This is a genomic window from Devosia subaequoris (assembly GCF_014197055.1).
GTDB lineage: Bacteria > Pseudomonadota > Alphaproteobacteria > Rhizobiales > Devosiaceae > Devosia > Devosia subaequoris.
In genome coordinates, this window is record NZ_JACIEW010000001.1 from 858,997 (window position 1) to 871,777 (window position 12,781).

The 12,781-nt window shown below is 61.7% G+C and carries 11 protein-coding genes; 3 read left to right on the plus strand and 8 right to left on the minus strand.

What is annotated here, in order from left to right; translation table 11 throughout:
• Positions 1–31: 31 nt before the first annotated feature.
• A complete protein-coding gene (locus GGR20_RS04050; protein ID WP_183309909.1) occupies positions 32–961 on the minus strand; it encodes a substrate-binding domain-containing protein in 930 nt (309 codons plus the stop codon).
• Between the two features lie 120 nt (positions 962–1,081).
• On the opposite strand from GGR20_RS04050, the gene GGR20_RS04055 reads away from it, so the two are divergent.
• Positions 1,082–2,536 (plus strand): FGGY-family carbohydrate kinase, encoded by a 1,455-nt coding sequence (locus GGR20_RS04055; protein WP_183309910.1) that lies wholly within the window; start codon positions 1,082–1,084, stop codon positions 2,534–2,536.
• Between the two features lie 69 nt (positions 2,537–2,605).
• Here GGR20_RS04055 and GGR20_RS04060 read toward each other — a convergent pair whose 3' ends face one another.
• Positions 2,606–3,100: an LPS-assembly lipoprotein LptE gene (locus tag GGR20_RS04060; RefSeq protein WP_183309911.1), complete on the minus strand. Its 495-nt coding sequence runs from the start codon at positions 3,098–3,100 to the stop codon at positions 2,606–2,608.
• 12 nt (positions 3,101–3,112) lie between these two features.
• Positions 3,113–5,413, minus strand: coding sequence for an LPS-assembly protein LptD (locus GGR20_RS04065; RefSeq protein ID WP_183309912.1), 2,301 nt, complete (start codon positions 5,411–5,413; stop codon positions 3,113–3,115).
• Positions 5,414–5,717: 304 nt separating this feature from the next.
• Here GGR20_RS04065 and GGR20_RS04070 point away from each other — a divergent pair, with 304 nt between their 5' ends.
• The gene (locus tag GGR20_RS04070) at positions 5,718–6,464 is read left to right on the plus strand and encodes a glycerophosphodiester phosphodiesterase family protein (RefSeq protein WP_183309913.1); all 747 of its coding nucleotides are present in this window, start codon (positions 5,718–5,720) and stop codon (positions 6,462–6,464) included.
• 9 nt (positions 6,465–6,473) lie between these two features.
• On the plus strand, positions 6,474–7,259 hold the full coding sequence (locus tag GGR20_RS04075; RefSeq protein ID WP_183310071.1) for a DeoR/GlpR family DNA-binding transcription regulator: 786 nt from the start codon (positions 6,474–6,476) through the stop codon (positions 7,257–7,259).
• 33 nt (positions 7,260–7,292) lie between these two features.
• Here the strand turns inward: GGR20_RS04075 and GGR20_RS04080 are convergent, their stop codons facing one another.
• The 5 genes from GGR20_RS04080 to ytfQ form a co-directional block, all read right to left on the minus strand.
• The gene (locus GGR20_RS04080) at positions 7,293–8,024 is read right to left on the minus strand and encodes a FadR/GntR family transcriptional regulator (RefSeq protein WP_183309914.1); all 732 of its coding nucleotides are present in this window, start codon (positions 8,022–8,024) and stop codon (positions 7,293–7,295) included.
• 65 nt (positions 8,025–8,089) lie between these two features.
• Positions 8,090–9,058 (minus strand): galactofuranose ABC transporter, permease protein YjfF, encoded by a 969-nt coding sequence (gene yjfF, locus GGR20_RS04085; RefSeq protein ID WP_183309915.1) that lies wholly within the window; start codon positions 9,056–9,058, stop codon positions 8,090–8,092.
• The gene (locus GGR20_RS04090; RefSeq protein ID WP_183309916.1) at positions 9,055–10,053 is read right to left on the minus strand and encodes an ABC transporter permease; all 999 of its coding nucleotides are present in this window, start codon (positions 10,051–10,053) and stop codon (positions 9,055–9,057) included. Before GGR20_RS04090 ends, yjfF begins: the two co-directional genes overlap by 4 nt.
• Positions 10,050–11,567, minus strand: a complete 1,518-nt coding sequence (locus GGR20_RS04095) for a sugar ABC transporter ATP-binding protein (protein ID WP_183309917.1) — start codon at positions 11,565–11,567, stop codon at positions 10,050–10,052. The genes GGR20_RS04090 and GGR20_RS04095 overlap by 4 nt, the downstream gene beginning before the upstream one ends.
• Positions 11,568–11,702: 135 nt before the next feature.
• On the minus strand, positions 11,703–12,674 hold the full coding sequence (gene ytfQ / locus GGR20_RS04100; RefSeq protein ID WP_338084705.1) for a galactofuranose ABC transporter, galactofuranose-binding protein YtfQ: 972 nt from the start codon (positions 12,672–12,674) through the stop codon (positions 11,703–11,705).
• Positions 12,675–12,781: the final 107 nt, after the last annotated feature.

Consider the following 12,781-nt stretch of genomic DNA (forward strand, 5'->3'; position numbering starts at 1 on the left):
CCTGATATTGTCAGCACGAGGCAGTCACCTACTACTGGTCGGCGTTGGCAGCAGTGACCAGTTGGGTGGGCACATAGATCACCGATTGGCGCAAATCCTCGCCCTCAAGCACGCGGGCAACCGCGTCGGCCGTGGCAGCACCAATGCCGGCGAAGTCCTGGGCCACCGAGGCTTCGAAATTGCCACCCGCGCCAATGGCCTCGCGAGCCTGGGGGTTGGCATCGATACCGGTGATCACGATGCCCTCACCCTCGCGCCCGGCCGCTTCGATGGCCTGCAGGGCGCCCAGTGCGGGCTGATCCCAGGCCGCCCAGACAGCGGCAATGCTGCCCGGCTCCGGGTTGGCGGCCAGAATGGCTTCCATCTTGGCGCGGCTATCGGCGATACCACCGTCACTCACATCGGGCGTGACGCGGTCGAGCACATTGATGTCGGGGTGGTTCCCAAAGACCGCATCGGCTACGACACCACGCACCTGCACGGGCGGGAACGCGTCAAAGACGAACATCACGACATTGCCCTGACCATTGATGCGGTCGGCGACATAGGTAGCGGTCTCGGCAGCCATGGCATAGCCATTGGAGGTCACATTGGTCACAAGCAGCGGATCGGAGCCGGCATCCATACCGAAAACGGGGATACCGGCATCGTCGGCTGCCTGCAGACCGGCGGTGACCTGGGTGGGATCGACATTGATGACAATGGCGTCGACATTCTGGATGACCACGTCCTCGATGCGGCTGATGACAGCAGCGACATCGCCCGCCGTATCGATGACATTGACGTCCCAGCCTTGTTCACCTGCCACCTCTTGGAAGGCCTCTACGTAAAACTGGGTGCCCGGCTGCGCCATATAAGGGGTGACGATGGCGACCCTGGCCTGGGCATGGACAGCGCCGGCAGACAAGGTTGCGGCAGCAAGCGCAAGGCCAGCTACGGCCGACTTCGAAATGATGTGCAAGGGGAGCCCTCCTCAAGATCTTCCGTGGCAAATCACTCGCCGACGGTTGTTTTCCTTTTGCTTCAAGGCACTATATGGCGCCCCGGCTGATCAGCAAGGGCTAATGCGAGGGAGTACACTGTGAGTTTGAAGCTGATCGGCATTGATGTGGGCACGACATCGACCAAGGCGGTCCTCATCGACGGGACGGGACGGAGCCTGGCCGAATTCAGCCGGCCGCATGGCATGGACCGCTCCGGCAATGGAAAAGCCGAACAGGACCCCTCCATCTGGATAAAGAGCGTATGGGCTGCCTTGCAGCATTTTGCCGATGTGACCGATCTCAATGGCCTGGCCGGGATCGGGCTGACGTCTCAAGTCAATACGCATGTGTTTGTCGGCCAGGACGGCGCGCCGCTGCGGCCGGCTTTGACCTGGCAGGATACGCGCGCGGCTCACGATGCGGCCCGGCTGGACCGTCAGATCACGGTGGCGCAGAAAACCCAGTGGTTCGGGGGACCAGTGCCGATCGATGCCAGCCATGCGCTCTCCCGCATGGCCTTCATTGCCCGGACTGAACCTGAAATCTGGGACGCGACACGACATGTGCTGCTGCCCAAGGATTTCATTGCCCTGCAATTGACCGGGGAGATCGCCGGTGACCCGGTCGCCGCAATTGGGCTGGTTGATAAAGCGGGGGCCTATGTCGCTCCCCTGCTCGACCTCGTGCCCGGCGCCAGGGAAAGATTGCCGCCCTTATTCGACTTCCATCATAGCCCTGGTCGCGTCCGGGCCGGCTTGCCCTGCGCGGACGTGCCGGTGATGGTCGGCGCCATGGACGCCTGGGCCGGCATGTTCGGCTGCGGGGTCGTGGCAGAGAATGATGTCATGTATCAATCGGGGACCAGCGAAGTGCCCGGCATCATCTCCTCCAAGGTCGTGCCCACGCAGGGTGTTGTGCTGTTTCCGCCCTATCAGGGTATCAGCATGCATGCCGCGCCCACGCAATCGGGCGGCGCCTCGATCACCTGGCTGTCCAACCTCCTGGGCCGAACGCCGGAGGACCTGTTTGGCCTCGCCGAAGCGGTGGCGCCGGCCGCCAGCGTGCCGATTTTCCTGCCCCATCTGGCCGGCGAACGAGCGCCCATCTGGGACGCGCAGTCGCGTGGGGTGTTCGCGCGACTCGATGCTGGCGTGGGGCCAGGAGAAATGACCATATCGGTGATGGAGGGCGTGGCCCATTCTGTGCGTTGGGCATTCGAGGCACTGGAGAAATCGGCTGATCTCAAACCATGCCTCGTCAATATTGGCGGCGGTGGCGCGCGGTCGGACCTCTGGTGCCAAATCCGGGCCGATGTTCTGGGCGTGCCACTACGCCGGGCAGAACAGTCGGCCGCGGCGGCTTTGGGCGCGGCCATCATTGCGGGATTGGGCAGTGGTGCCTTCGGGTCGTTGGTGACAGCGGTCCGTGAGCTTGTGCGGTTCGACAAGCAGTTCACGCCGGACGCAGAGCGGGCTGCGCGTTACACAGAGCGGCACGAACATTTCCGGGCGCTCTACGCGGATCTGGTAAGGTTCAACAGCCGATTTGCCTAGCGGAACTGTGGGGCATTTCTCCGGAATGGGCCCGTTGTCCAATATGCCGGAGCTTCACGCCCCGTCGGACTAGCGGTGATATCCGGCCAGTATCGCCGCCCTCAAAGCCTCGGCCGTACTTCTCGCCGCCGTCTCCCGGGCACCACTTGATGACGCAATATCGGTCGGCGTGAGCTTGCCGCCCTGGTACGCGGTGTCCGTGAAGCGTGTCGCTTCAAACAGGATTTTTTCGCCATCCTCGATCGTCACAGTAGCCTCGACCCGCACATTGACCGGTCGCGCCACGGCGTAGGCATTGGACATCGAACCTTGCGGAGTGCTGGTGCTGGCGGCAATGTCCAAGACCGGGTCGCTCGGCAATGCAGGCCCCGGAAACGCAACCTTGAGGCGATTGAGGATAATCTGCTCGAGATGGTCGTCGGGTGAGGCAAAGTTGAACCGGACCGTGCTCATGTCACGACCGGATGAAGGATCGCCATAGACCGGTGCAAGGCTGGTGCAGCCGGCCAGGGTCACGGCCAAGATGGCTAAGGCAAGGGCGGATCCAAAGATGCGACGTTTCATGGCTCCCCTTCCCTATTGCAGCAGATTGCCGACCGGCACGGCGCCGGAATAGCCGACGTCAAAGCCCGCCGGGGCGAGCAGGCGGAAGGTGGCCGTGGCGCGCAGATCATTGGGCGAACTATGCGAAGGCCCTGTGCGCGTGACGTCGCCCGAAATAACCAGATAGCCGTCATTATAGGTCAGGCCGCCGCCCACTTGCAGAAAGCTGTTGGCGCTCAAATCCCAGTAGGCGTTGCCGCTGGCACTCCAATATTCGGCGACCGGAACGCTCGCTTCGACGCCAACTTCGTGCATGTTCTTGATATTGCCGGTCATGGGGGTGGCCGCAGCATAGCGATAATTCAGGGCGCCGGACCATCCGTCCTGCCCGTAACTGACACCCAGACCTGCGCGCGCGATATCCAGGGTCGTCGTATCGACCTGCAGTTTGCCGCCAACCTTCAGGGTATTGGCCAGGGCTCCATAGGCGCCGACGACAGCATAGGACGAGGCATTTTCCAGGCCCGAACCGACGCCCACCTGCTGCGGATTGCCCAAGGCGAAGGCATTGGTGCCCGCCAGCTGGAAAGACTGTCCGCCGACCAGCTCGACATAGCTGCCGTCCATCAGGCTGGCGAGATAGCGCCCACCCAGATTGACCCGCAGCCCGGTTTCCTGCCGGTCGATGCCGGAAAAGCGATTGTAGCTGAATAGGTTGGTGTCATCGAAGATCAGGCTCTGGGAATCTTCGTTGGTGATGCCCGGTGCAATACTGGAGGCGCCGCGATAGACAATCTGGGCAATCGGCTCGACCAGATGGGTCACGCCATTGCCATAGGCAGCCATGGGGTAACGAATATCGAGCGCTGCGATCGGCGTTGCGCCGAGAAGCGTCTGTGCAGCCGGGGCCGTTGCAAGGGCGCTGCCGCCATCATAGCCGGCCGCGTCCAGGCGCAGGCCGACGAATGGCGTCACCACGGCACCACCGGCAGTCCACTGGTTCTGCCAACTGGCCTGTGCCATGCCGTGCACCCGGTTGCCCGCATAGCCATAGTCGTAGGGGATAGCATTGACCGTTGTGGTGTAATCCAGCTTGCGCGTAATGCCGAGCAATCGCGCTTCCACCTCGACCCGACCGCCCCCCGGAGGCAAGGCGAAACTACGCTCGACCCGTATATTGGGGAGCGCGATGCCCTGCTGGTCACGAACAGAGTCCGGGTTTTCGCCCAACATGTTGAACTGCTGAATGCGGGCGTCGATATAGGTGTCGTCGCTCAGATGGGTGGCATAGACCTCATTGACCGCCGAGCGGCGCGGATCGAGCATGTAGTCGGCAAAATAGGCACTATCGGTAAAGACTGAATAAGCCGCGCCAATCGTCCAATCTTCCACCGGCCTGAATTCGCCGGCCGCCTGAATGGCGCCACGCCAATCTGTCTTGGCATCGGCAAAGGTGAAGGCCGTCTTGTCGAACTGGTAGAGGCCGGAGGCCTTGATGCTGAACGAGCCGAGATCGAAGCGCTGGATCCATTCGGCGCCCATCAGGAAGCCTTGGCGACTTAAAAGGGTCGGCGAGAGGATGACATTGGTGTTACGGGTCGAATAAACCGTGAAAGGCACTTCGACCTTGACCCCGGTTTTTTCGCTATAGCCCAGGCTGGGCTTGGGAATCGTCGCTAGGGCGTCATTGCTCAGATCCGGCAACCAGAGAAAGGGCAGCCAGGCCACGGGCACGCCCAGCAGGGCCAGGCTGGGCTGTTCCAGCGTGATGGAATTATCGTCGGCGTTCTGCACGATCCTGGCCGCGCTGATCGACCAGCCAATGCGTTGGCCGGATGGACCGACGCAATCGCCACAAGGGGCGTATTGCGCATTGGTCAGGATCGAGTTGAGCACCTGATCGAACTCGGCATCGTCGGCGGTCACACGCGAACCGTCGCGCCCGGTCAGGGTCATGCTGTCCAGCACAACGCGCTTGAGGCCTTCGGTCAGGTCAAGGCGGTCGCTTTTTGAGGTGTTGCCTGCCGGGTCGATCACCAGGACGTTGCCGATAAGCTCCATTTCTCCATCGGCCCGGCGATAGACCAGGCGATCACCGGAAAGGGTATAGCCGCTGACGCGCAGCACCACGTCCCCTCGAGCGGTTATCTCGTTGCGCACGGAATCGAAGACGAGCTCTTCAGCCTCGACGGCGGTTGGTGCGGATGGGTCGATTGGCGCGGAAAAGAAATCGTCGGGCAACAGGCCCTGGGCGAGCGAAGGCGCAACTGTCGCAGTCGGCAGCAGGACCAACGCACAGGCCAAGCCCAGAACTGCTCCCTTGCCGGGTCTCATCAATGAGCACCCTTCAGGTTCGATGCTTTTGAGCTTCGGGTTGCCATGACCGCACTACGCCAAACTGAACAATTCGCAACGCCGTCCCAAGCCGATACGCCCGTGGCCGACAAACTACCCACCAATCTAAAGTCGGGCAATGAAGAATGTGCAAACTCCCGGGCATTGTGACCGTTTCGCAATGCACTAGCGCGAACGCTGCGCATGTTCATTTGAGCGCCCCCGGGTCGCAACTCCGTCCATTTGTCGCAAATCTGTAGCAAAATCGGCCTATGGGCGTGTTCAGATTACCAAGGACCCTTCCATGTCACCTTCTGCGCTCCCCGGCCCCGCCCCACATGAAGTCCAGGCGCATCGCGGCGCCTCCGCCATTGCGCCGGAGAACACCATGGCGGCCTTTCGCGCGGCCGCCGAGGCGGGTGCGAAATGGGTGGAGTTGGACGTGGCCCTGAGCGCGGACGGCCAGTTGATCGTCATTCACGACGATAGCGTTGACCGCACCAGCGCGGGTAGCGGGTCGCTGGGCGAGCTCACGCAAAGCGAAATAGCGGCACTCGATGCGGGGAGCTGGTTCGGCCAGGACTTTCAGGATGAACGGATTCCGACGCTGGCAGAGACCATTGCCGCGTTGGGCGAGCTGGGCCTGAGCGCCAATGTCGAAATCAAGCAGCACAAGCACCACAAATCGCTCGACCAGCTCGTCGGGGCCGTGCAGACCGATATCGCGAAACGCTCGGGCAGCACCGAGATCATGATCTCGAGTTTCGACCCCGAAGCCCTCCGGGCGATGCACGCGCTCGAGCCCGAACTGGAAATGGCGATGCTCTGGGGCCGTCCGCCGGAGGACTGGGCCGGGCAACTCGCGGCCATCCCGGCAACCACCATTCACATGCACTACAAGGCACTCTCCATCGGCATGCTCGAAGAGACGGACAAGCGCGGCATCAAGGTCAGGGCCTGGACCTGCAATGACCCGGTGCAGCTGGTGTCGTTCTGGGATGCGGGGCTCACCGGTGTCATTACCGACGATCCCAAACTCTTTCTGGGGTAAACGGAAATGATGGGGCAAGACACGCTGTCGGATCGGCAACGCGACATCCTGGCCCTGATCGAGGCCGATGGCGCCCAGTATATCGAGCAGTTGGCGGCGCGATATGCAGTGACAACCCAGACCGTGCGGCGCGACATCAATGCCTTGTGCGACCTGGGCTATGCGCGACGATTCCATGGTGGTGTGGACGCGCCCGTCACCGTGCGCAACATCTCAATCAAAGCTCGATCGACACTCAACAGTGGCGCCAAGCAACGCATTGCGCGCCGTATCGCTGATCATATCGAGCCGGGCTCGACCGTGTTCATGGGTATTGGAAGCACGGTGCAGTTCGTGGCCGAAGCGCTGCGGAACCGGGATGACCTGCGCGTGGTCACCAACAATATCGATGTGGCGCTCGCCCTTTGCAATGCGCCGCAGGTTGAGGTGCATATGACCCCGGGGCTGCTGCGCCACAATGACCGGGACGTGGTGGGTTCAGACTCGCTGACGTTTTTCGAGAAATTCTACGCCACCCATGCCGTCGTTGGCGCCGGCGCGCTCGACCCGGAAAAAGGCATTCTGGATTTCAGCTATGCCGAGGCCCAGACGACGACCACGCTGATTGCCAATTCGCGGGCACAGTATCTGGCCGCCGACATGAGCAAATGGACGCGCGACGCGTCCGTGCGCGTGGCCTCGTTCGGCCGCATCACCCGGTTTTATACCGACCAATTGCCTGACGATGGTCTGGCGTCCGTGGCTCTCCAGGCGGCCGGGACCGATATTGTGCTATGCGGGCAGGAAGCGGACTGAGCCAAAGCCCTGCTTCACGCCAGCAGCCCAGCCTCAGGCCAGCACTTGGGCGCGATCCAGCGCCCGAATGCTTTCGAACAGGCCCGCAGCCTGCTCGGCATCGCCCTGTTCGATCGCGGCGATCAGTGCCTGAAACTGACGCGCCGAGGCCGCCCGATAGTCCGCACCGCCGAGGGCACCTTCACGGGTCAAGGCCAGCGCCAGTGTGAGTTCGACAACACCGATCACCGAGCGCAGCAATGGATCGCGGCTGGTTTCGGCCAGCACGCCATGGACCTCGAGGCAGGACAGACCGAATTGCTCGATCGATTCCCCTGCCGTTTCCATCTGGTGGCACCAATACTTAAGCAGGCGCACCTGTTCGGAGGTGCGTTGCTGGGCGGCCAGCGCGATCATGGGCGCTTCCAGCGCGGCGCGGGATCGAAACAGGCTTTGGTGGAACTCAGGATCGGGTGGCGCATCGAAGTGCCAAGCCAAGACCTGCGGATCGAAGAAATTCCAGCGGCTGCGCGGCGAAACGCGCGTGCCCACCTTGGGCCTGGCTTCGACGAGGCCCTTGGCCTCAAGGGTCTTTAGCGCCTCGCGCAGCACGGTGCGGGAGACGCCGTAGGTCTCCATCATCACCGCATCGCTGGCCAAAACCGAACCGATCGGGAACTCCCCGGTGACGATGGAACGGCCGATTTCGTTGATGACGAAGGTGTGAAAATTCCGTGCGGCGCGGCGTCCGGAAAGCGAGCGGATCAAACCGCCGGTCTCGATCATGGTGAGAGCTTTCGAACACGCCCGGCGAGGCGATCACTCCGCCCCGCCCTCTGCCAGCCATACATTCAGGATGCTTTCTCTCCCTGCGCCGAGGCAGCAAAAATAAGCCGCTGCAGCACGATGAACAGGAACAGCAAGGCCCCGATTACAATCTTGGTCCACCAACTCGACAGGGATCCGTCGAAGATGATGTAGGTCTGTACCAGCCCCAGCAGCATGACCCCGATAAAGGTGCCAAGCACGAAGCCGTAGCCACCGGTCAGCAAGGTGCCGCCGATCACCACCGCACTGATCGCGTCGAGCTCAACGCCCACGGCGGCCAGCGGGTAGCCGGCAGAAGTATAGAGCGAGAAGACGATTCCCGCCAATGCAGCGAGCGTCGACGATACCATGTAAACGCCGATAGTGGTCCGGGCCACCGGAACGCCCATCAAAGAGGCCGAAACCGGATTGCCGCCCAAGGCATAAACATAGGAGCCGAAGCGCGTGCGGTGAGCAACCAGCGCCCCCACGATGAAGACCGCGACCATTAGCAAGCCGATGAAGCTCAATCGCCCTCCGCCCGGCAGGCGAATGATGAGATCGGAAATCCAGTCGTAAAAATCATGGTTCACCGGCACGGAGTCCTGCGTGATGACAGAGGCGCCGCCACGGGCCAGGAACATGCCTGCCAAGGTGACAATGAAAGCCGGCACCTGCAGGTAGTGGACTGCAAGGCCCATGACGGCACCGAAGCTGGCAGCGATGGCGAGCGCCAGGGCAAAGGCCGCCAGCGGATGCCACCCGGCCCAGGCGATCAACACCGCGACCAGCACACCGGTAAAACCGATGACCGCGCCGACCGAAAGGTCGATACCGCCCGAGATGATGACGAAGGTCATGCCCACCGCGGTAATACCGAGAAAGGCATTGTCGGTCAGGAAGTTGCCCAGCACCCGCGTGGAGAACATGGAGGGAAATTGCATGACTGCCAAAGCATAGGCGATGGCAAAGATGACGGCCGTGGCGACCAGCGGACGAAGGCTGCGGCTCATTTACTGGCCTCCCGGACAGGCATACGCATTGGCATGATGCGGCTCGCCAAAGGCGACTGGATGATGAGAACAAGAAAGATCAGCGCGGCCTTGACGATCAGGTTGAACTCGGGCGGGAAGCCGGAGACCAGGATGCCGGTATTCATGGCCTGGATGATGAGGGCGCCCAGCACCGCTAGAGGGACCGAAAAACGCCCCCCCAGCAGCGAGGTGCCGCCAATGACCACAGCCAGAATGGCATCCAGTTCCAGCCAGAGGCCGGCATTATTGGCGTCAGCGCCGCGAATGTCGCCGGCCACGATGATACCGGCGATGGCTGCGCAAACGCCGGACAAGCCATAGACATAGAGCAGCAGCATGCGGCTGCGAATGCCAGCCAGGCTTGCGGCTGCCCGGTTGACACCAACTGCCTCGATAAAGAGTCCCAGGGCGGTCTTGCGCACCAGCAACGTCACCAGCACCAAAAGGGCCAGGGCAATGACCGCCGCCATCGGAAATCCGAGGAAGGAGCCAGTGCCGATGAAAATCAGCACGGGGTCGGTAAAGGTAACGATGAAGCCTTCGGTGATCAGCTGGGCGATGCCGCGCCCGGCCACCATGAGCACCAGGGTTGCAACAATGGGCTGAATGTCGAGGAAAGCGACGAGAAAGCCGTTCCAGAGGCCACAGGCCAGGCCAACCGCGAGCGCGGCGGCAACAGCGACGGGTGCTGGATAACCGGCCACCACCAATGTCGCGGCCACCGCGCCCGCCATGGCCATCACCGCGCCGACCGAAAGGTCGACACCCTTAGTGGCGATGACACCCACCATGCCAATGGCCAGAATGGCCACCGGCGCGCCCCTGTTGAGCACATCGATCAGGCTGCCAAACAGCCGACCGTCCTGCCAAGTTATGCGAAAAAAATTGGGAAACAGCAACCAGTTAATCAACAACACGCCGACCAGAGCCAGCAATTGCGGATTGGCGAGGCGAGACAATATGCGCCGCGTCATGCGAGTTCCTCGTCGCGGTGATTGGCGATCGCCTGCACGATGACGCCGGGGTTGATATGCTCGCCGTTGAGTTCGGCGACCATTTCGCGATCCCGCATCACAACGATGCGGGTGGAATAGGCGACGACCTCGTCGAGTTCGGAAGAAATGACCACAAGGGCCATTCCCTCGTCTCGCAGCCGATTGATCGTGCGGACAATCTCCGCATGGGCCCCGACGTCGATGCCACGGGTCGGTTCGTCCAGAATGAGAAAGGCCGGATCGGTGGCGAGCCAGCGCGAGAGGATGACCTTTTGCTGATTGCCACCCGAGAGCAGCTTGATGGGCATATCGAGCGACGCGGCGCGAATATCCATGGACTCGCCGAACCGGCCGGCAATCTCCATCTGCTCGTCGCGATTGAGCGCGCTGAACCAGCCCAGCTTGCCCTGCAGCGCGATGACGATGTTTTCGCGGACCGACAATTCACCGAAGATGCCTTCGGCCTTGCGGTCCTCGGGGCAGAAGCCAAAGCCATGCCGGATGGCATCGGTAGGGCGGGCAATGGTGGTCCTTGTGCCTGCAATGGCAACTTCACCTTCATCCGCAGCATCGGCGCCAAACATGATACGGGCCATTTCCGTACGGCCGGAGCCGAGAAGGCCCGCAACGCCGATGACCTCGCCCTTGTGAATGGTGAGGTTGAACGGATGCACGCTGCGTTTGCGGCCATATTGGGAAAAGTCGAGCAAGACATCGCCCATGGGGCGCGCATCCTCGACGCCGGTGGCACCGGAAAAGGCGACATCCTTGCCAAGCATCAGGCGCACCACGTCGGTGCGGCTCATAGCGTCCAGCGACCGGGTCTCGATCAGCTTGCCGTTGCGCAAGATGGTCACCCGGTCGGCGACGGCAAAGACCTGATCGAGGAAGTGGGTAATAAAGACAATAGCGAGCCCGCGCGCCTTGAGGTCGCGGATAATCTCAAACAGGCGCTCGACTTCATTGCGATCAAGGCTGGCCGTTGGCTCGTCTAGGATCAGCACCTTGCCCGAGAGTTCGACAGCGCGGGCGATGGCCACGATCTGCTGTACCGCAACCGAATAGGCGCCCAGTTCGCTCGATGGGTCTATTTCAAGACCGTAGCGCTTGAGAATATCGCGAGATTCCCGCTCCATCTTCCGGCGGTCAACCAGGCCGAAGCGCGTGGGCTGATGCCCAAGGAAGAGGTTTTCCGCCACCGAGCGGTTGGGCAGCAGATTGACCTCCTGATAGACGGTACCGATGCCATGGGTCTGGGCCTGCTGTGGATTGTCCAGATGCACCGGCACGCCGTCGGCAAGCACCTTACCCCCGTCGGGTTGGTAGGCCCCGGTCAGAATTTTAATGAGGGTTGATTTTCCGGCGCCGTTCTCGCCCAGAAGCGCGTGAACCTCGCCGGCCCGCAGGCCGAAATCCACCGCATCGAGCGCCACGTGATTGCCGAAAATCTTGACGATGCCGCGCGCTTCGAGCGCGTATTGCTCATCAGGCATGTGCCCTCCCCTGCCTGTGGGCAGTCTGCACTAATCTCTGACTGGCGTCATGACCGCACCTGGGGTCATTGCCATGTTGGCCACCCGGCCCGCCTCGAGATTGGGCCGGGTGGCAAGGACGTAGTACCGAGTTCCTTAGTAGCCGAGATCCTTGCGGCGCTCATATTCGCCCTGAGGGTCATCTGCAGCGGTATAGAGCTTGGACTCGGTGATGATGAACTTCTCGGGCATGGTGCCATCGGACCAGTAGGCGCCCAGCGCATCAAAGGCCGGACCGGCCATATTGGGGGTCAACTCGACCGTGGCATTGGCCTCGCCCGCCGCAATGGCGGTGAAGATATCGGGCACTGCGTCGATGGAAACGACCAGGATATCCTCGCCGGGCGCAAGGCCGGCGTCCTTGATGGCCTGGATGGCACCCACGGCCATATCGTCATTGTGGGCATAGACCGCACAGATGTCGGCGCCACCATTGGACGATTTGAGGAAGGCTTCCATCACTTCCTTGCCCTTGGAGCGGGTGAAGTCGCCAGTCTGGCTCTGGGCAATGGTGATGTTGGACGCGTCGGCAATGGCCTCTTCAAAGCCCTGCTTGCGATTGATGGCCGGGCTCGAACCCACCGTGCCCTGAAGCTCAACGACATTGCAGTCTTCACCAGCCACTTCATCGACCAGCCACTGACCGGCCACGCGGCCCTCATGCACCTGATCGGAGGCGACCGAGGTCAGATAGAGATCTTCAGGGGCGTCAATGCCACGGTCGAGGAGCACCACGGGAATTTCGGCTTCCTGGGCTTCGCTCAGCACGTCTTCCCAGCCGGTTGCAACCACTGGCGCCACCAGGATGGCGTCAACGCCCTGGGCGATAAAGCCGCGAATGGCCTTGATCTGGTTTTCCTGCTTCTGCTGCGCATCGGCAAATTTGAGGTCGACACCGCGTTCTTCCGCCTGTTGGCGGGTGACGGACGTCTCGGCGGCGCGCCAGCCGGATTCAGAACCGATCTGCGAAAAGCCGATGACCTTACCGGAAACGTCCTGCGCCAGGGCGCCCGAAGACAAAGCGGTAGCGAAGCCTGCCGCGAGGGCAAGCTTGGTTATGATGTTCACAATGAAGTCCTCCCAAATGCCGCCCGGCGTGTTCGCATCAGGCGGTAAATGGACGCTATATAAAGTACTATTATATGTAAAGACCAAATTTTTGGCGCCTTAACCAT

Excerpts from the sequence above, each read along its gene's own strand:
- GGR20_RS04080 (WP_183309914.1), bottom strand. The coding sequence starts at position 8,024 with ATGATCGAGACCGGCGGTTTGATCCGCTCGCTTTCCGGACGCCGCGCC.
- GGR20_RS04065 (WP_183309912.1), bottom strand. The coding sequence starts at position 5,413 with ATGAGACCCGGCAAGGGAGCAGTTCTGGGCTTGGCCTGTGCGTTGGTC.
- GGR20_RS04090 (WP_183309916.1), bottom strand. The coding sequence starts at position 10,053 with ATGACGCGGCGCATATTGTCTCGCCTCGCCAATCCGCAATTGCTGGCT.
- GGR20_RS04060 (WP_183309911.1), bottom strand. The coding sequence starts at position 3,100 with ATGAAACGTCGCATCTTTGGATCCGCCCTTGCCTTAGCCATCTTGGCC.
- GGR20_RS04075 (WP_183310071.1), top strand. The coding sequence starts at position 6,474 with ATGGGGCAAGACACGCTGTCGGATCGGCAACGCGACATCCTGGCCCTG.
- GGR20_RS04095 (WP_183309917.1), bottom strand. The coding sequence starts at position 11,567 with ATGCCTGATGAGCAATACGCGCTCGAAGCGCGCGGCATCGTCAAGATT.
- GGR20_RS04070 (WP_183309913.1), top strand. The coding sequence starts at position 5,718 with ATGTCACCTTCTGCGCTCCCCGGCCCCGCCCCACATGAAGTCCAGGCG.
- yjfF (WP_183309915.1), bottom strand. The coding sequence starts at position 9,058 with ATGAGCCGCAGCCTTCGTCCGCTGGTCGCCACGGCCGTCATCTTTGCC.